Genomic DNA, 17394 nt, shown 5'->3' on the forward strand with positions numbered 1-17394 from the left:
CCCCTCGTCCGGCCCCCGCTCCCGCAACGACCGCACCACACTCGCCGCCCGGTGCCTGCGCATCGTCGGCTGGTACCGGCTCGAACGGCTGCTCGCGTCGATCCCCGACAGCAACGACGACTTCGGGCTCGTCTGACCGGCCGCGCGGCCGGTGTCGGCGCGACCGGCATCGTCCACCTACTTGCGCCGCCGCTCGTGCGGTGCCACCGTCGCGCCGTCGATCACCGGCGCGCCCTGCTTGATCAGGAAATCGCGGAACAGCCCCGTGACCTGCGAAATGCGCCGGTCGGCGAGCGTGACCACATACCATTCGCGTTCGATCGGGTTGCCTGGGAACGGCAGTTGCCCGAGCAGCCCGGTGCGCAATTCGAGTGCACACGCGTGCAACGACAGGAACGCGACACCGAGCCCGGCTTCGGCCATCTGCTTGATCGCCTCGTTGCTCGACAGTTCGGAGCCCACATGGAAGCGGTGGCCGGCCGTCTTGAACAGGTTCTCGACGGTCGAGCGCGTGCCCGCGCCGCGTTCGCGCACGAGCAGGTGCGCGGATTCGAGATCCTTCAGCGAGATGCGCTTGCGCTGCATCAGCGGATGGCCAGGCGCCGCGACGAACACCATCGGATGCTTCGCGAACTCCACCGCATGCGTACGCAACTCCTTCGGCGCGCTGCCCATCACCGCGAGATCGATTTCATGCGTGGCGAGCATGCGGATGATGTCGTCGCGATTTCCAACCTTGAAATATGTCTTCACATGCGGACGCGTCGCGGTGAATTTCACGAGCAGCGGCGGAATCAGGTACTCGGCCGTCGTGATCGCGCCTATCCGCAGCGTGCCGCCGAGATCGCCCGTCAGCGCGGCCACTTCGTCGCCGGCCTCGCTCCACAGATGCAGGATCTCGCGCGCATAGCGCGACACGATCTCGCCGGCCGCGGTCAGTTGTACCCCGCGCCCCACCCGCTGCAGCAAGGCGGCGCCCACCGCCTCCTCGAGCAGGCGAACCTGCAGCGACACGGCCGGCTGCGTCAGGTTCAGCTCCTCGGCCGCCCGCGACACGCTGCCGAGCCGCGCAATCATGTCCAGCGCCTTCAGCTGCCGGAACGTCGCGGTCTTTCCTATAAGTGAATACATATGGGTCGCTTATAAACATTAAATTGTTCGAGTGGGTTCGAAACTATATCGTCGGTTCTTGAGCAATGTCATCCGAATCGTCATTCAGCGGGAGCCCCACATGGACAACACCACGCCCAACCTTGCAACGGACCGCGCACCGCGCCTGCCGCGCATCGTGATCGTCGGCGGCGGCGCCGGCGGCCTGCACCTCGCCACGCGTCTCGGCGATACGGTCGGACGCCGCGGGCAAGCCGAAGTCGTGCTCGTCGACCGCTACCCGACGCACTTCTGGAAGCCGCTGCTGCACGAAGCCGCTTCGGGCCATCGCGACCCGGCATCGCACACGATCGAGTACGCGGCGCAAGCAAAGCGCCACGGTTTCCGTTTCGTGCAGGGCGCGTTGCAGCGGGTCGACCGCGCGGCACGCACCGCAACGATCGCGGCCGTGCAGGACGCGGACGGCACGGAAATCCTGCCGCAGCGCGAACTCGACTATGACGACCTCGTGCTCGCCGTCGGCAGCGTGACGAACTTCTTCAACGTGCCGGGTGCCGCGCGCCATGCGCTGCCGCTCGAAAACCTTGACCAGGCCGAGGATTTCCGCAGGAAGTTCCTCGCGGCCTGCACGAAGGCGAATCACCTGGCCGAGCAGCAGCCCGCGCGGCGCGCGGCGCCGATCTGCATCAACGTGATCGGCGCGGGTGCGACGGGCGTCGAGCTGGCCGCGGCATTGCGGCATGCGATCCAGCAGCTGACGACGTACCGCTTCAAGGCGCTGGTATCCGCACGCGACGTGCACATCCGGTTGATCGAAGGCGGCCCGCGCATCCTGCCGGCACTCGACGCGCGGCTGTCCGGCAAGATGCACGCGCAGCTTCGCGCGCTGAACGTGGACGTGCTGACCGATACCCGCGTCGCGGAAGTCGGCGCGGATGCCGTGACGACCGCGACGGGCGAACGGCTCGCGAGCGACATCACGATCTGGGCGGCCGGCGTGGCGGGCCCCGCGATGCTGCGCGAAATCGGCGACATCGCGCTCAATCGTGCGAACCAGGTGATCGTGACCGACACGCTGCAGACGCCCGACGATCCGCACGTGTATGCGTTCGGCGACTGCGCCGCGTGCCCGACGGCCGGTGCGAGCGGCTTCCTGCCGCCGCGCGCGCAGGTTGCGTACCAGCAGGCCGTGTATCTGGTCAATGCGTTCGCGCGCCGCGTCGCCGGCAAGCCGGTGGCCGGCTTCACGTTCCGTGATGCAGGCACCGTCGTGTCGCTCGGGCATGCGGGCGCCGTGTACCAGGCCGACCTCGGCGTGCGTTCGCGCTCGCTGATCGTCGACGGGTTCGCCGCGATCGGCCTGTACAAGTTCCTGTATCGCAAGCACCTGTTCAGGGCGGTCGGCGTGAAGCGTGCGCTGTTCCAGTCGCTGAGCCACTGGCTGCAAAGCCGCAACCAGCCGTCGATCAAGCTGCACTGAGCGACGACTCGCACGCAGCATCGCACAACGGCATATCGGGCGACCATCGCTCGATATGCCGTTTTTTTATATGCATATGACGGTTGCATCCACAACGTGCGCGACTTTGGTGCATCACATCGAAGACCGTCGATGCGATGCATGTCGCCCGAAAAATGTCGCGCGACACACATCCCGCGCCGGTTCTGGCTGACACCCCGATTCATTAGTCGAATCGTATAGGTCTGATAAAAATATTAATTGGTTGTGTTTTCAGGATCGACGCTAAGGTGTGTGGCATTCCCGTCGGCGAACGGATCATCACGTTTCTGAAGAGGAATCACCGTGGTTATCGAAGCCATCGTCACCCGTCTCGACGCAGCATTCGCGCAAATCGAAGCAACACCGGATTCGCATGAATCGCGCCATCAACGCGACGCGATCATCCAGTGGCTCGACCGGGCATCGGAAGAAGGATATCGACTCGGTCTCGTCACGACGCTGCCGGCTGCACGGCTCAGCGACATGTTCGAAGGCCAGTTCGGCCGCGCGAACCTCGACCGCTTCTCGGTCGTCGTCACCGACGCCAATCAGCAGGACTCCGGATCAAACCAGCATCCTTTCGACGTCGCACTGCAGGCACTCGGCGTACCGCCCGAACGCGCGGTAGGGATCGCGAGCAGCGAACCGGAGCGCCGGGAAGCCGAGCATTTCGGCCTGTCGCGCTGCGTGAACATCACCGACACCGTGCGCTCGATCGCATCGGCCGGCCTGCACTGACCGCCGGCACACCGGCTGGCGACGGCCGGCCACCCTCGATCCGGCGGCCATCCGACGATTGCCCGACCGAATCCTGACATTCTGCTGTCAAAGTCGCTTGCAACACTTCCGGGCTTGACCGATCCCTCCCGGAGACGGGACGACGCGAAACCGCATCGTCCCGCCCGTTGCACACCACGATGACACGCCCGACCCGCACCGCCACCGCCACCGCCCTCGCCGTTGCCTGCCTGCTGCTCGCCGCTTGCGGCGGGGAAGACTCGACACCGCCCGCGGCCTCTGCCGACAACAGCGGCTCGACGCCCGCACCGCAACCGCAACCCCAGCCCACGCCGGCACCCGCGACCTATTACCAGACGAAGACGCCATACCGTCCGCAGCAGGACGCCGCGACGTACGAAGCACCGCCCGCCGGCTACGCGCCCGTCTACACCGAACTCGTCGCACGCCACGGCTCGCGCGGGCTGTCGGGTTTCAAGTACGACGGCGCGATCTACGCGATGCTGGTCAAGGCCGAAGCCGACGGCGCCCTGACCGCGCTCGGCGCACAGCTCAAGGCCGATACGTACGCGATGATGAAAGCCAATGCGCTGCTCGGCTATGGCGTGGCGGGCATCTCCACGCCCGGGTACGGCAACCTCACGCAAACCGGCATCCGTGAACACCAGCAACTCGCCGCGCGCCTCGCGCAGCGACTGCCCGCGCTGTTCGCGGCCGGGAACCGGCAGATCGTCGTCGTCAACTCGGGCCAGGATCGCGCGGTCGACAGTTCGACCTTTTTCTCCGCGTCGCTCGTGGCCGCGCAACCGGCACTGGCCCCGGCGATCACGCTGCCGGCCGCGCCGTCCGGTTATCCCGCGAGCGCGCCGGTCGCGCAGCCGGCCGGCACCAACCGTTTCCTGCTGTACTTCCATTCGCTGAAGCCGGCCACCGACCTCATGACCGATGCGGGCAATCCGTACTACGCGACCTACCAGGCGAGCCAGGCCTACCAGGCCTATGCGAACGACGCGACGGTGGCCGCGAAGCTCAACGCGATCAAGGCCGCGCCGCAGGCGGCTGACGTCGCGCAAACGGTGCTGTCCGCGCTCGTGTCGCAGGCATTCATCGCGAAGCTCGGCACCAGCGGCTACACGTTCGCGAACACGGGCACCTACGCGTTCACGTCGGCGGACGGCAAGTTCACCAACACGCTGAAGGGCGACGGCAAGACGAAGATCGCGACGGCTGTCGATGCGGTGAACGTGCTGTACAACCTGTTGCAGGTCGCGCCCGCGATGGTGGCGGAAACGGGCGGCGTCACGATGGAAAAGTACATCGGCGCGGAGCAGGCGCAGTATCTCGCGTATCTGCAGGATGCCGAGGACTACTACCAGAAGGGGCCCGGCATCCAGGAAGCGAACCCCGTCACGTACCGGATGGCGAAGGTGCTGCAGGACGATTTCTTCGGCGAAGTCGATGCGATCGCGCGCGGCGACCTGACCCGCGCCGCGAAGCTGCGCTTCACGCATGCGGAGATCATGATTCCGTTTGCGTCGATCATGAACCTGAAGAACGTGTTCGTGCCGACGCCGCAAGCGCAGACGTACACATACGCGAACAACCCGTGGCGCGGCGATCAGGTGTCGCCGATGGCCGCGAACATGCAGTGGGATGTCTATCGCAACGGATCGCGTCTCATCGTGAAGATGCTGTACAACGAGCGCGAAACGGATTTCCAGGCTGCATGCGACGGCGCGAAGCTCACGCCGGGCAGTCACTTCTACGACTACGCGGGGTTGAAGCAGTGTTACGGGTATCGGTGACGGACAGCGGCGCGCCGTCAGTCCACCGGATAGTTGAGATCGTGCCAGCGCTTGGCGGATTTCCCGCCGGAGCCGAGGTGACCGGCGGGGAAGCGCATCACGGCAATCGCGTGGAGCGCTTTCTCGTCGAGCGCGGAATCGCCGCAGCTGCGCCGGACCTTCAGATCGCGCACGCGTCCCTGTTCGTCGAGCCACACGCGCACGATAACCTGCCTTCGCGACGAGGTGTCCGGCACGCCACGTGACAACAAGCGATCCATGAGCGACACGATGCTCTCCGTAACCGTCGAATGCTGCGATTGTCACCGAGCGCGCGGCAGTGCGGCGCGCGGCGCGGCGTCAATGCTTCGACACTTCAGGCCGCACGACCGTACCCGTGCGTACCGCCCGTACGCGCTGCGGTTTCGCGGCGGTTTTCCGCTTCGGGTCGGTGCGCCCCGCCTCCTGAGGCTTCCGCACCTTGGCCGCAGCCGGCTGCGACTTGGCGGCAGGCTTCGCGTCGGCATGCGCGGCGACCGGGCCAGTCGCGCGCGAGCGAACGGGCTGCCGAACCGGCTTTGCGGCTGTCGCACTGCTCGCCGCCACGGCCGGATGCTTGACCTGCCGCGCGTATTCCTTCACGTCGCCGTCGCTCATCCACGCCTCCGTGTAGACCGCTGACGCAGGATGTGCAAGATTGAGATAGGCGAACGAGGCCACGAGAAATGCACGCACGTGTGTGCGACGAGTCGATGCGGTAATGACGAATGCTCCTTGCGATCTGGCTCGACGCCCCTGTGTCGGCGCCGTCGTGGCGGCACAATAAAGGAGCGCCATGCACATCGCAAGCATCCGACCGGCGATCCAAACGATTCTTAACGTTTGGATCGCCCCGCCGGCCCGAATCTCATTCCCGTCCGTCGCCACTCTTGCGTTCGACGCTCCACGTATGGATCGGCCGATGCCCCGGCCGCTCCCATTCGGGCGGCATCCACAGATGCTTCAGCCGCTGCAGGATCGGCCCCGGCGCGAATACGTCACGCCACATGTCGACGAGTTCGTGCAGGTTCAGCACCAGGAAGTTGTACGAACGAATCTGCTGCGTGATCCCGTAGTCGACCGGCTCCGTTTCCTCGACATAGGTGCCGAACAGGCGATCGAAGACGATCAGCACGCCGCCGTAATTCCTGTCGATGTAGCGCGGATTGCGGCCGTGATGCGCGCGATGGTTCGACGGCGTGTCGAACACGTACTCGAACCAGCGCGGCAGCCGCCCGATCGCTTCGGTATGCACGAAGTACTGGTACACGAGATCGACCGCGAGCAGGAACAGCACGACCGCGGGCGGAATGCCGAACCACACGGGCGGCAGGTAGAACAGGAACACGCCGACGAACGCGTTCAGCAGCGACTGCCGCATCGCCGTCGTGAAGTTCATCACTTCGCCGCTGTGATGCGGCACATGCGCGGCCCAGAACCAGCGCACACGGTGCGACGTGCGATGAAACCAGTAGTAGCAGAATTCCACGACGACGAAGATCGGCACGATCGTGAGGCCGTTCACCGGCACGTCGAACAGCCGGTGCCGGTAGACCCACGCGAAGATCGCACCGGTGAACAGGAGCCCCATCACGGTCTCGGCCACCTGATAGCCGGCGCCGAGCGACAGGTTCGCGACGATCTCCTTCCAGCGAAACGGCTCACGGCGGCCGCGCCCGGTCATCACCGCGTATTCGATCGCGAACGCGATCAGGAAGACCGGCGTCATGCCGATCAGCAACACCTGCTTCCAGTCCACGTCGTTACCCAGGAACGCGTGGAGCCACGTCATCAACTCGGTCGGCATGTTCGCAGCCTCGATCAGGAACTGGCCGGCAGTATGGTCGCGCGCGGGTCGCTCCGCGTTGACACTTGCCGACGATTACTTGACACTTTCCGCCATGCCCGCCGCCTCCCCGCTCTCGACACAGCGCGTCTACTACTCGAGCACCTACGTGCGGCTGCTGTTCGACTATCTGTCCGAGCAGGGCAAGGATGCCGCGCACGTGCTGGGCGAGGCGCGGCCGCCCGAGGACGACCGCGGGCTCACGCTGTACGCGAGCGCGCACTGGCGGCGCCTGCTCGAAAGCGCGGTGCACGTGCTCGACGATCCGCTGCTCGGCCTGCACGTCGGCCAGCGGATCACGCCCGCCCATCTCGGCGCGCTCGGCTACGCGCTGCATGCGTGCCGCGATGCCGGCGCCGCACTCGCGCGCTGGCAGCAATACGAACACCTGATCGCGAACGTCGCGCGCATGGAAGTGCGCGTCGAGGCGGCGTCGGTCGCGATCGAATGGCACGATGCGCCCGAGCCGCTCGGCCCGCTCGTCGACGAAGTCGCGCTCACCGCCATCGTCCAGTTCGCACGCAACATCACCGGCACGCGTGACGGGCCCGACGAAGTCTGCTTCGTGCACCCGTCGCCCGGCGACGATCGGCCCTACCTCGATTATTTCGGCTGCCCGGTGCGGTTCGGCCAGCCGGTGAACCGCCTCGCGTTCCCGCTGCACCTGCTGACACAGCCGCTGCGCCAACCGGACGACGCGCTGCTGCAGATGATGGAACGCCAGGCAAGCGCGCTGCTGGCCGAGCTGCGGCAGACGGACGATCTCGAACAGTCGGTGCGCGAAGCCGTCGCGCGCCTGCTGACGCAAGGGGAAGCGAGCATCGAACAGATCGCGTCGGACCTGCATTTGTCGTCGCGCACGCTGCATCGGCGGCTTGCCGAACTCGGGCTCAACTTCCGGACACTGCGCGAGGACACGCGGCGGCGGCTCGCGATCGACCACCTGAACGATCCGCGGCTGACCCTCGCGGAAGTCGCGTGGCTGCTCGGGTATTCGGAACACAGCGCATTTACGCGCGCCTTTCGGCGCTGGACCGGCGAATCGCCGCAGCAGTGGCGCAGCCGGCAACCCGCGCGGGCGGCGAGCGTCGCGCGCGGCTGAGCGCAACTGAGCGCAGCGCGCAACCGTGCCGCCGACGAACTCGCGTCCGCCCGCGCGGTCGAACGAGCATCGCCGGAGAATCCCATGAAACGCGTTGCCGCTGCCGCTGTCCTGACCCTGCTTGCCGCCGTCAGCTTGTCGGCGGCCGCCGGTGCAACATCCGGCAGTGCCGGGCCGGTTCCCGTTCAATCGCACGCGAACAACTGCGTGCCGTCCCGCAGCGCCACGCCCGACGCGCGCTCGCCGTCGAAGGCGCCGCCGATCCGCGTATGCGTCGGCGATTCCAATACGCAACTGAACCTGCCGTGGTTCCTGACCGACGTCCTCACCGCGGTGGACACGCACCAGTCGGGCGGTGACCTGCTGCGCAAGATGCGCGACGATTTCTGAATCGCGGCCCGCGTGACGCGCGGGCACCGCATCGTTCACTCATCTTCGGACGCCTGCAGCACCTGCGTGAACGTGCCGACCATGCCGGCCCACATCGCGGGGTCGGCAATGCTGCGCAGCAGCGCAAGCGCTTCCTTTCGTTCGTCTTTCGAAAGCGGACCATGTGCGCCGCTGATGGTGTTGTAGCGCGGCGTGCCGCGCGACGCGAGCGCGCGATCGAGCACGTAATTGCGGGCCTGCCCGTTCACGTCGATCCGGATCCACAGCGAACCGCCGTCGGCTGCGGCTGCACCATCGGTCACGATGACCGTGGGCACGGTATTTTCTTCCATCCCGAAGCTCCGGCGAGACGTGCGACCGTATCGCGCGGCGACCGATCGCGGGCCACGGACAGGTCGGCAAAGACAGCATCCCGAAAGAATGTTTCCTGTCGAGACACAATGACAAAATTACACCAATTGTTGAATAACAATATTTCGTAATCTCTCATCACATCTTATACTTGCCGCGCACCATCCTCGTGCCAAGAGACGGTGTTTTTTCGGCCCGGCCGCAAGACCATGCGGCCGGGGTTTTTTCGGTGTGCTCCGCCAGTTCATATGCGCCGAATGCGCATGTTCATGGAGGCAAGCCTCGGAATGAACGGCCCATTGCGACGAGGCGGTCACGGGTGTCCGTCGCGACCGTAGGATCGATCGCATCGAGATGGCGGCGCGCATGACGCAGGCGTGCCGTCGATGTATCGACCGGTACGACTTGCCTCTCCCAACACACAACACCAAAGGCGACCGCGGGAATGTCGGCGTTCACGCCAGGCTCGAAACCAGTGTTCCAGCGCAGCGGCGCGTGGCCGCGGGTCGTCTTGTTCGTCGCCGTTATCGTTTGCGTACTCGTGCCGGCCTTCGCGATCGCGCTTGCCGACCGCTATGCGCGCGATACCGTCATCGAACATGAACACGTCGTGGCGAACGACATCGTGGCATCGGTCGACCGCATCCTGGACGGCGCGCGCCTGCGACATGTGGACGAACTCACCGCACTCGTCGGGCGGCCATGCTCGGCGGTATTCCGGACGCTCGCCGAGATAGGCACGCGCCTGCGCTACCTGCGCGCCGTCGCGCTGGTGTACGACGGCCGTGTCATGTGCTCGTCGGCGCTGGGGGCAATCGACTTGCCGCTGGGCGCGTACACGCACGAGCCGGAGCCGGGTTCGACGCTCGTCACGCTGCTGCGCCAGACGCCGTTCCAGCAGGGCATCCCGGTGCTGCCCGTGTTTTACGCCACCGCGCCCGGCGCGGGCGTGCTCTACCTGGTCGAAGGTGACTACGTGGCCGACGCGCTCGCGCACGGCGCCCGCTACGGGACGGAAACCGCGACGCTGTCGATCGCGGGTTCGGGCCATCTCGATCAGCACGGGAAGTTTGCGCCGGAAGCGGCCGCGGAACCCGCACGCGGCAGCACGATCGTGTCGCCCCGCTGGCCGTTCACGGTGTCGGTTGCGGCATCCACGCGCTACGCGTCGCAGGTTCGGCACCACTATCGGCTGATCGGCATCACGATCGTGCTGCTGGCGGATGGCCTCGTGATGGCCGCCTACCTGCTGGCGATGGCACCGCGCCGGCTGTTGCTGAAGGCCGTGCGCAACGCGCTCAGGCGCGACGAACTCCATGTCGTGTACCAGCCGATCGTCGAGGTCGGAACGCGCAGGACCGTCGGCGTCGAGGCGCTGCTGCGCTGGCAGCATCCGAAGTGGGGGGCCATCAGCCCGGCGGTGTTCATCCCGCAGGTCGAATCGAGCGCGGTGCTGCCGAAAGTGACCGAATTCGTGCTGCGGACCGCCGTGTCGGAACTCTCCGCGCTGACGCCGTCAATGCCGCTGCGCATCGCCGTCAACATCGCGCCGAAGGATCTCGAGCGCACGCGGTTCGTGTCCATCGTCGAGGACGCGATTCGCGCACTGCCGCCCGGCTTTACGCTGGTGCTCGAAGTCACCGAGCGCATCCTGCTCGAGAAGAACGCACGGACCACCGCGATCTTCCATGCGCTGAGAGCGAAAGGCGCGAAATTCGCGATCGACGATTTCGGCACGCATCACAGCAATCTCGACATGCTGTCGCGTTTTCCGTTCGACTACGTGAAGATCGATCGCCAGTTCGTCTCGCAACTGAACGGCGGCAGCGCGGGATTGATCGCGGGAATCGCGTCCGTCGCGCATCACTACGACCTGAAGATCATCGCGGAGGGCGTGGAAACGGAAGCGCAGCATCGCGCGCTGCAGACGGTCGGGATCCAGTATGCGCAGGGGTATCTGTATCAGCGGCCGCAACGGGCAGAGCACTTGAAGCGGGATGTCGCGTGGGTGTAGGGCGCCGGTGCGTACGCTGATGCGCCCGCTGCCGAATCGCCGCGGGTCGTCTGGTCGCGCACGCGGCTCACGCCATATCCGCTTGCGGGTTTCACGCCGACGGCATGCCTTGCGACGGTCCAGCGGTCTCGCGACGCACAGCGGCATAGAACACGCGGAACCACACCCAGTAGGCCGCGCCGGTCCCGGCGAGAACGACGACCGGCATGATGCCGGACATCAGGCTGGCTATTCCGAGCACGTCGCCCACGAGGCGCAGCACCGCATAAGCCAGCAGCAGGACCGATACCATCGACGCAAGCGACGCCCCCAGCAGACGCCGGACGTGCAATCGACCGAGATCGCGAGGCAAGCCGAGCATCGCGCCTGCGAAGACGATCGCGGCGGGCACGACGATCCCTCCGACGTAGTTCAGCATCACGAGCTTGAGATCGTCGTCGAAATGGTCGAGCAGGATCATCACGGCCTGCGTCATGAAAAGCAGCAATACGCTGGCAAACAACCAGGCCGCGAGACCCGCAATGCGCCGCCGCGCATTGCCGCGCGGCGCCCCGCGCAACGCGTCGTTGCGAAACAGGTGGGTGACGAACCACCACGCAAGCCAGGCGACGAGCGCATAGAGAACGGCATTCACCGGCGCGATGAGCGTCACGATGTGCGTCAGGCTGAGAGAACCACCGCGCAACATGCCCACGAGCGCCTGGAATACCAGCACCTGCGCGGCCTGCCAGACCAGCAGGCATAACGCAAAGGCCGTCAGCGGCAACGCGGGGCGACGGAATGCGAGCTGATCCCGGTACTCTCCGTGCCAGCGGACGATCAGGAACACCAGGCCGCTTCGAAACACCAGGCTCCCGATGAAAGTGGACAGTTGCACGGCCAGCATATTCACGGACGGCGAAGACTTCGTCGACCACACGTAAAGGCCGATCAGAAATTGCGCCGTGGTAATGACCGCCGCGATGAGCGCGGCGATACCGGGTAAAGAAATTTGCCGGGAGGAGGCGTTCATATGGAGTCCGAGGTAAATGGGTTCATCGGCAATGCGTGCGGCGCCGCACTTCCAGGCAAACCGAACAGCCACGCCCTCCCTGCAGCAACAGGACGGCCGGGCATCCGCCGGGAGAATGCGCGTGTGGGTTTCGTGTGGTGTTTCCGGGCAGCGACCCACGGCCCCGACCGGGGCGACGCACCGGTTGCGACCGTTTCCGGCGAACCGGCTGCACGACCAAGACCCTCGAGCGTGTCGCGCAGAAGGGCCCGCCCCGGCAACCCGAGGACGAGCGACAGCGAGCCGAATTCAATCGGGATCGGTGGATGCGTGCGGTTTTGCGGTCGATTGCCTTCGCTCATGTCGAGCGACAGGCCGGTCGACTGCGGCATGGAGGCTTTCACCAGCGGCGACTGGAAACGAGACAGGCGAAGTCAGGTCGGCATGCGTCATGCGCTCCCACGCAGCTTGCGCGATGTGTCGGCACGTCATCGCGACCGATGCAGGGCTGCCCGGCCCTGCGGTGGCGAATCGGAGCACGATTGCCAGGCCGGAAATTGAACGCGACAAGCGACGCTTGCCGAGCCGGCCGTTCCGCAATTGCGTCCATCATGCGGTACGCATTCATGGCGCCTCTCTCAGAATGATGTTGTTCTTGACCGGCGATTCTACGAACGATGGTTCCGTGACGTCAATCGGGCGGGATTCATCAGCATGCCGGCGGATGATCGGGATCGGACAGGCATGTGTCCCGATAGGCGTCGTCGACGGCACGCAGAAACGCCTTCCGTCCGTTCTCCAATGCCGTGGCCGTGTGCGCGTCCGGCGAGACAGGCATCACGCGGCCATCGGGCGACATCGAATAGCCGAGATCGACGAACGCATCGTCCGGCGCGCGCTTCGTTCCGATCCAGTAGCCGATCGAAACCGAGCTGGCAACGCCGGTCGCGCCGTTGTAACCCACTTCGAATCGTCCGGCCTTGAAGATGCGCGGCCTCATTTTTTCCGCATAGGACAACACTTCGGCAACCGTTGCGCCATCTTTTGTCCGATGCTGCCTGACCGCCTGTATCCAGTTGGCTTCCGTGGTCGCCGGCAGTGCCTTCACTTTCGGGGAAGCGCATATCGCACGCCCGCTTCCACACAGGCAGGCCGCAACGACGACACAGCCGGCAACACGTGCGACGCGATCAATCGCGAGTTTCATTCAATGATCCTTGACGGGTTCAATCGAGCCCGAATCTTACGATCATCGGCCGGATGCCGGAACGGTATCGCGCCCCCCGTCCCGGCATACCCCGCCCAAGCGCTGAAATCGGCCGCCCGGGCATCCACGACGAGCGGGTATCTTGACGGCGTTCGAGCAGGGTCCCATTACGGATTCCCCCGTCGATGCCGAGACATCGCATTTCGTTGACGCAAAAAAAACCGGGAACCCGATGCGCATCTGCCGTGCGCCGCTTCAGTCGAACGTACGCACCACGGCGGACGCCTTGGTTGCGATCAACCAGTTGCCGTCCACCTTGTGGATGACGAAGTGATCGTTGAACAGCCGGTTGCCGATTCGCACCCGCACCGTAGCCGTTGAAAGGCCGTCCGACACATGCGCCATCGAAAGGATCGCCTCGTCCCTGGGCGCGCCGGTCGATCGCGGACTCGGCCTCCCGTTGATGAGCGCCGCATACTCGTGCGAAGCCAGCGTGCGAAACCGGCCTTCATCGAGCCACTGAATCACGCAGCTCGGGTGAAAAACCTTGTCGAAGTCGCGGCTCTTCGGCTCGTAAGCCAAATTGAAGTAGTCGTCGATCAACGCGACTACGGCCTGGGTCTGGGTCATGGCTGGCTTTCCTCGATAGTGAACCGCTCGTATAGTGAGCGATCGCCCCGGCCCTCGGCTACGGCGACCCGGTTATCGCTGCCATTACAGGAACACATGGATCATGGAAGACCTCGACGGAGGACTGGTAAGCGGCTTGCTCGTCCTTGCGGCCCTGGCCGAATCCGGGAGCTTCGGTCGAGCGGCCTCCCGCCTGGGCAGGACTCAGCCCGCGGTCAGTCGCGCGATCCAGCGGCTGGAGGATCGCCTGCGCGCGAAGCTCGTGCATCGCACCAGCCGGCACGTCGAAGTGACGGACGCGGGCCACGAACTGTTGTCGAAAGTGCTGCCGTTACTGCAGGGGATCGAGGAGGCGACCGCCGGCACTTCCGGCCAGGCCTCGGTCGCCAGCGGCACGCTCCGTGTGGCGTGCGATGCCGCATTCGCCCGCCTTGTGCTCGCACCGGAGCTGGCCCGGTTCATGAAGGAACACCCCGCTCTGCACCTGAAGCTGGAGACCCGGAACGACCTCTCGGACCTCGTCAGCGACGGCTTCGATCTCGCCATCCGCTTTGGCCCCCCATCCGTTTCCACCTTGGTCTGTCGAAGGCTGTACAGCCCGCGGGTGCTGACGGTGGCCGCGCCGTCCTACCTCGAGCGACGCGGCCGGCCGAGGTCGCCGCAGGATCTGGTCGACGATGGCCACGAATGCATCCTGGCCATCGACCCGGCTACCGGCCGCCCCTTCGACTGGGAATTCTGGCGTGACGGCGAAAAAGTGAAAGTGGCCGTAACCGGCAGCCTGACCGTCACGGATGCGGGCACCAAGATCGGCGCCTGCGTTGCAGGCTTCGGGATCGCCCAGGTGATCGACCTCGGAATCGACACGCACCTGCGTGCCGGCACACTGGAGCCGGTGCTGACCGACTGGTGCGACGAGACGTTCCCGCTTTATGTCTACTACCCCAGCCGGAACCACGTTCCGGCCAAGGTGAGAACGTTCATCGACTTCGTCGTCGGCATGATGCCCAGGTTGCAGTCCAATGGCTACGGCGCGTGCCGGCAACCGCCATCCGCCGTGCTCGAAACACTGCGTCGCGAGTAGTCGCCTTCTTTCCGTCGCGCGCCGGACGTCAATCGCGTCGAAAAACCCGAACGCCGGCCGGCACGCGGAAGATCGCGCGTCGCGCGCCGGCTTCCTGCCACCTGTTGCCACACGCCCCCCGTCGGCACGGCCGCCATTCAAGCGCTAAAATCCGCCGCCTGGGCATTCACGACGAGCAAGCGTTTTGACGGCGTTCGAGCAGGGTTTCATCCTCACCCGCCACTGGCGGGACACCGCATCCGGTATCGAGATCGAGTTCTGGCTGGCAACCGAACACGGTCCGCGCCGCGTGCGCCTGCGCCCGCAGGAAGCCGTCGCGTTCATCCCCGCCGAACAGCAGGCGCTCGCCGAACGCACGCTGGCCGGCGAGCACGACGCCGAGTTGCGCCCGCTCACGCTGCGCGATTTCCGGCAGCGCCCCGTCGTCGGCCTCTATTGCAAGCGCTATCGCCATCTGTCCGGGCTGCAAAAACGCCTCGCCGCAGCGGGCGTCGACGTCTACGAAGCCGACGTGCAACCGCCCGACCGCTACGCGATGGAACGCTTCATCACGGCGTGCGTGCAGTTTCGCGGCCGGCCCGGCCGCGACGGCATGCTGACCGGCGCCGAGCTGAAATCCGCGACCGGCTATCGCCCGGCCCTGCGCTGCGTGTCGCTCGACATCGAAACAAGCGTCCACGGCGAGCTGTATTCGATCGCGCTCGAAGGCTGCGGGCAGCGGCAGGTCTACATGCTCGGCCCGCCGAACGGCGATGCAGGCAGCGACGCAGGCACGCGGGACTTCGACCTCGACTATTGCGACAGCCGCGCCGCGATACTCACGCGGCTCAACGACTGGTTCGAAACACACGATCCCGATGCCGTGATCGGCTGGAACCTCGTGCAGTTCGACCTGCGCATCCTGCATGCGCATTCGGAGCAGTACGGCGTGCCGCTGAAGCTCGGGCGCGGCGGCAGCGTGCTCGACTGGCGCGCGCACGGCCAGCAGCCGGATCACTTCTTCGCGGGCGCGGCCGGCCGGCTGATCCTCGACGGCATCGACATGCTGAAATCCGCGACGTGGACGTTCCCGTCGTTCAGCCTCGAATACGTGTCGCAGGCGCTGCTCGGCGAAGGCAAGTCGATCGACAATCCGTACCAGCGGATGGACGAGATCCAGCGCCGCTTCGATCACGACAAGCCGGCGCTCGCGCGCTACAACCTGAAGGACTGCGAGCTCGTCACGCGCATCTTCGACAAGGCGGACCTGCTGTCCTTCGCGCTCGAACGCGCGAGCGTGACGGGCCTCGCGGCCGATCGCACCGGCGGGTCGGTCGCGGCCTTCACGCACCTGTACCTGCCCCGCATGCACCGGCTCGGCTACGTCGCGCCGAACCTCGGCGACGTGACCGGGCAAAACAGCCCCGGCGGCTTCGTGATGGATTCGCGCCCCGGGCTGTACGACTCGGTGCTCGTGTTCGACTACAAGAGCCTCTATCCGTCGATCATCCGCACGTTCCTGATCGATCCGGTCGGGCTGATCGAAGGGCTCGCGAATCCCGGCGACGACGCATCGGTGCCCGGCTTTCTCGGCGCGCGCTTCTCGCGTACCGCACACTGCCTGCCCGATATCGTGCGCCGCGTGTGGGAAGGCCGCGACGATGCGAAGCGGCAGCGCAACGCGCCGCTGTCGCAGGCGCTGAAGATCATCATGAATTCGTTCTACGGCGTGCTCGGCTCGACCGGCTGCCGCTTCTTCGACCCGCGCCTCGCGTCGTCGATCACGATGCGCGGGCACGAGATCATGCACCGCACGCGCGAGCTGATCGAAGCGCAGGGCTACGAAGTGATTTATGGCGATACCGATTCGACGTTCGTGTGGCTCGGCCGCGCGCACGACGACGATGAAGCCGGCGCCAAGGGCCGCGCGCTCGTGGCGCACGTGAACCGCTGGTGGCACGCGCACCTGCGCGACCAGTTCGGGCTCGAGAGCGCGCTGGAACTGCAGTACGAGCGGCACTACCGCCGCTTCCTGATGCCGACCGTGCGCGGTGCGGAAGAAGGCAGCAAGAAGCGTTACGCGGGCCTCGCGGCGGCTGCCGACGGCGGCGAGGACCTCGTGTTCAAGGGGCTCGAAACGGTGCGCACCGACTGGACGCCGCTCGCGCAGCAGTTCCAGCGCGAGCTGTATCGACGCGTGTTCAGCCGCGAGCCCTACCAGGATTTCATTCGCGACTACGTGCAGCGCACGCTGGCCGGCGAATTCGACGACCAGCTCGTCTACCGCAAGCGCGTGCGCCGGCCGCTGCGCGAATACGAGCGCAACGTGCCGCCGCACGTGCGCGCGGCACGGATCGCCGACGAGTTCAACCACGCGCAGGGCCGGCCGCTGCAATACCAGCGCGGCGGCTGGATCAGCTACGTGATGACGACGGCCGGCCCCGAGCCGCTCGAGACGATGCGCTCGCCGATCGACTACGCGTTCTACCTGAGCCGCCAGCTGCAGCCCGTGGCCGACGCGATCCTGCCGTTCCTGCGCGACGATTTCGAACGCGTGATCTCCGGGCAGGGGCAGTTGTTCGGCGACTGACGACGTGGCGGCATGGCCGCACGCCCGTCGCCCACTGT

Annotated in this window: 17 protein-coding genes; 8 read left to right on the top strand and 9 right to left on the bottom strand. The window is 65.9% G+C overall.

Translation table 11 applies throughout. The annotated features are described in order from the left end of the window. Nucleotides 1–177: 177 nt before the first annotated feature. A complete protein-coding gene (locus DPV79_RS02835) occupies nucleotides 178–1131 on the bottom strand; it encodes a LysR family transcriptional regulator (RefSeq protein WP_021158002.1) in 954 nt (317 codons plus the stop codon). 100 nt (nucleotides 1132–1231) lie between these two features. Here DPV79_RS02835 and DPV79_RS02840 point away from each other — a divergent pair, with 100 nt between their 5' ends. From DPV79_RS02840 to DPV79_RS02850, 3 genes are all read left to right on the top strand, one after another. Continuing rightward, nucleotides 1232–2590, top strand: coding sequence for an NAD(P)/FAD-dependent oxidoreductase (locus DPV79_RS02840; RefSeq protein ID WP_113044733.1), 1359 nt, complete (start codon nucleotides 1232–1234; stop codon nucleotides 2588–2590). 324 nt (nucleotides 2591–2914) lie between these two features. Next, complete coding sequence (locus tag DPV79_RS02845) at nucleotides 2915–3349, top strand: HAD family hydrolase (RefSeq protein ID WP_021158004.1); 435 nt, start codon at nucleotides 2915–2917, stop codon at nucleotides 3347–3349. Nucleotides 3350–3528: 179 nt separating this feature from the next. Continuing rightward, on the top strand, nucleotides 3529–5154 hold the full coding sequence (locus tag DPV79_RS02850; protein WP_113044734.1) for a histidine-type phosphatase: 1626 nt from the start codon (nucleotides 3529–3531) through the stop codon (nucleotides 5152–5154). Nucleotides 5155–5171: 17 nt separating this feature from the next. On the opposite strand, the gene DPV79_RS02855 is transcribed toward DPV79_RS02850, so the two are convergent. The 3 genes from DPV79_RS02855 to DPV79_RS02865 all read right to left on the bottom strand — a co-directional run bounded on the left by DPV79_RS02855 (nucleotide 5172) and on the right by DPV79_RS02865 (nucleotide 6979). Then, nucleotides 5172–5414 carry an energy transducer TonB family protein gene (locus tag DPV79_RS02855; RefSeq protein ID WP_059684901.1) on the bottom strand — a complete coding sequence of 81 codons (243 nt, stop codon included), beginning with the start codon at nucleotides 5412–5414 and terminating at the stop codon, nucleotides 5172–5174. A gap of 79 nt (nucleotides 5415–5493) precedes the next feature. After that, entirely contained in the window at nucleotides 5494–5790 is a 297-nt protein-coding gene (locus tag DPV79_RS43230) for a transcriptional regulator (RefSeq protein WP_244111623.1), read from the bottom strand. A gap of 250 nt (nucleotides 5791–6040) precedes the next feature. Then, nucleotides 6041–6979 carry a sterol desaturase family protein gene (locus DPV79_RS02865; protein ID WP_113044735.1) on the bottom strand — a complete coding sequence of 313 codons (939 nt, stop codon included), beginning with the start codon at nucleotides 6977–6979 and terminating at the stop codon, nucleotides 6041–6043. Nucleotides 6980–7073: 94 nt separating this feature from the next. Here DPV79_RS02865 and DPV79_RS02870 point away from each other — a divergent pair, with 94 nt between their 5' ends. Then, nucleotides 7074–8120 carry an AraC family transcriptional regulator gene (locus DPV79_RS02870; protein ID WP_113044736.1) on the top strand — a complete coding sequence of 349 codons (1047 nt, stop codon included), beginning with the start codon at nucleotides 7074–7076 and terminating at the stop codon, nucleotides 8118–8120. A gap of 84 nt (nucleotides 8121–8204) precedes the next feature. Further along, complete coding sequence (locus DPV79_RS02875) at nucleotides 8205–8510, top strand: hypothetical protein (protein WP_113044737.1); 306 nt, start codon at nucleotides 8205–8207, stop codon at nucleotides 8508–8510. Between the two features lie 35 nt (nucleotides 8511–8545). Here the strand turns inward: DPV79_RS02875 and DPV79_RS02880 are convergent, their stop codons facing one another. Further along, nucleotides 8546–8842 (bottom strand): hypothetical protein, encoded by a 297-nt coding sequence (locus tag DPV79_RS02880; protein ID WP_059684894.1) that lies wholly within the window; start codon nucleotides 8840–8842, stop codon nucleotides 8546–8548. Nucleotides 8843–9306: 464 nt separating this feature from the next. Here DPV79_RS02880 and DPV79_RS02885 point away from each other — a divergent pair, with 464 nt between their 5' ends. Then, on the top strand, nucleotides 9307–10875 hold the full coding sequence (locus DPV79_RS02885) for an EAL domain-containing protein (RefSeq protein ID WP_113044738.1): 1569 nt from the start codon (nucleotides 9307–9309) through the stop codon (nucleotides 10873–10875). A 91-nt stretch (nucleotides 10876–10966) separates the two neighbouring features. On the opposite strand, the gene DPV79_RS02890 is transcribed toward DPV79_RS02885, so the two are convergent. From DPV79_RS02890 to DPV79_RS02900, 4 genes are all read right to left on the bottom strand, one after another. Further along, nucleotides 10967–11887, bottom strand: a complete 921-nt coding sequence (locus tag DPV79_RS02890) for a hypothetical protein (RefSeq protein ID WP_133295608.1) — start codon at nucleotides 11885–11887, stop codon at nucleotides 10967–10969. After that, on the bottom strand, nucleotides 11884–12258 hold the full coding sequence (locus tag DPV79_RS41930; RefSeq protein ID WP_133295609.1) for a hypothetical protein: 375 nt from the start codon (nucleotides 12256–12258) through the stop codon (nucleotides 11884–11886). Before DPV79_RS41930 ends, DPV79_RS02890 begins: the two co-directional genes overlap by 4 nt. Before the next feature lie 317 nt (nucleotides 12259–12575). Next, entirely contained in the window at nucleotides 12576–13073 is a 498-nt protein-coding gene (locus DPV79_RS41935; protein ID WP_124627097.1) for a hypothetical protein, read from the bottom strand. A gap of 255 nt (nucleotides 13074–13328) precedes the next feature. Continuing rightward, a complete protein-coding gene (locus DPV79_RS02900) occupies nucleotides 13329–13703 on the bottom strand; it encodes a nuclear transport factor 2 family protein (protein ID WP_113044740.1) in 375 nt (124 codons plus the stop codon). A 103-nt stretch (nucleotides 13704–13806) separates the two neighbouring features. Between DPV79_RS02900 and DPV79_RS02905 the strand changes: the two genes are divergently transcribed. Together DPV79_RS02905 and DPV79_RS02910 are read left to right on the top strand one after the other, a co-directional pair. Then, on the top strand, nucleotides 13807–14787 hold the full coding sequence (locus tag DPV79_RS02905) for a LysR family transcriptional regulator (RefSeq protein ID WP_060218450.1): 981 nt from the start codon (nucleotides 13807–13809) through the stop codon (nucleotides 14785–14787). Nucleotides 14788–14971: 184 nt separating this feature from the next. Continuing rightward, nucleotides 14972–17356: a DNA polymerase II gene (locus DPV79_RS02910; RefSeq protein WP_113044741.1), complete on the top strand. Its 2385-nt coding sequence runs from the start codon at nucleotides 14972–14974 to the stop codon at nucleotides 17354–17356. Nucleotides 17357–17394: the final 38 nt, after the last annotated feature.

The sequence above is a fragment of the Burkholderia reimsis genome (assembly GCF_003294055.1).
GTDB classification, from domain to species: Bacteria; Pseudomonadota; Gammaproteobacteria; order Burkholderiales; family Burkholderiaceae; genus Burkholderia; species Burkholderia cepacia.

Coding starts and splice junctions, on each gene's coding strand:
- DPV79_RS02905 (WP_060218450.1), top strand. CDS start 13,807: ATGGAAGACCTCGACGGAGGACTGGTAAGCGGCTTGCTCGTCCTTGCG.
- DPV79_RS02855 (WP_059684901.1), bottom strand. CDS start 5,414: ATGGATCGCTTGTTGTCACGTGGCGTGCCGGACACCTCGTCGCGAAGG.
- DPV79_RS02840 (WP_113044733.1), top strand. CDS start 1,232: ATGGACAACACCACGCCCAACCTTGCAACGGACCGCGCACCGCGCCTG.
- DPV79_RS02900 (WP_113044740.1), bottom strand. CDS start 13,703: ATGACCCAGACCCAGGCCGTAGTCGCGTTGATCGACGACTACTTCAAT.
- DPV79_RS02880 (WP_059684894.1), bottom strand. CDS start 8,842: ATGGAAGAAAATACCGTGCCCACGGTCATCGTGACCGATGGTGCAGCC.
- DPV79_RS02835 (WP_021158002.1), bottom strand. CDS start 1,131: ATGTATTCACTTATAGGAAAGACCGCGACGTTCCGGCAGCTGAAGGCG.
- DPV79_RS41935 (WP_124627097.1), bottom strand. CDS start 13,073: ATGAAACTCGCGATTGATCGCGTCGCACGTGTTGCCGGCTGTGTCGTC.
- DPV79_RS02885 (WP_113044738.1), top strand. CDS start 9,307: ATGTCGGCGTTCACGCCAGGCTCGAAACCAGTGTTCCAGCGCAGCGGC.
- DPV79_RS02865 (WP_113044735.1), bottom strand. CDS start 6,979: ATGCCGACCGAGTTGATGACGTGGCTCCACGCGTTCCTGGGTAACGAC.
- DPV79_RS43230 (WP_244111623.1), bottom strand. CDS start 5,790: ATGAGCGACGGCGACGTGAAGGAATACGCGCGGCAGGTCAAGCATCCG.
- DPV79_RS02870 (WP_113044736.1), top strand. CDS start 7,074: ATGCCCGCCGCCTCCCCGCTCTCGACACAGCGCGTCTACTACTCGAGC.
- DPV79_RS02890 (WP_133295608.1), bottom strand. CDS start 11,887: ATGAACGCCTCCTCCCGGCAAATTTCTTTACCCGGTATCGCCGCGCTC.
- DPV79_RS02850 (WP_113044734.1), top strand. CDS start 3,529: ATGACACGCCCGACCCGCACCGCCACCGCCACCGCCCTCGCCGTTGCC.
- DPV79_RS02875 (WP_113044737.1), top strand. CDS start 8,205: ATGAAACGCGTTGCCGCTGCCGCTGTCCTGACCCTGCTTGCCGCCGTC.
- DPV79_RS41930 (WP_133295609.1), bottom strand. CDS start 12,258: ATGCCGCAGTCGACCGGCCTGTCGCTCGACATGAGCGAAGGCAATCGA.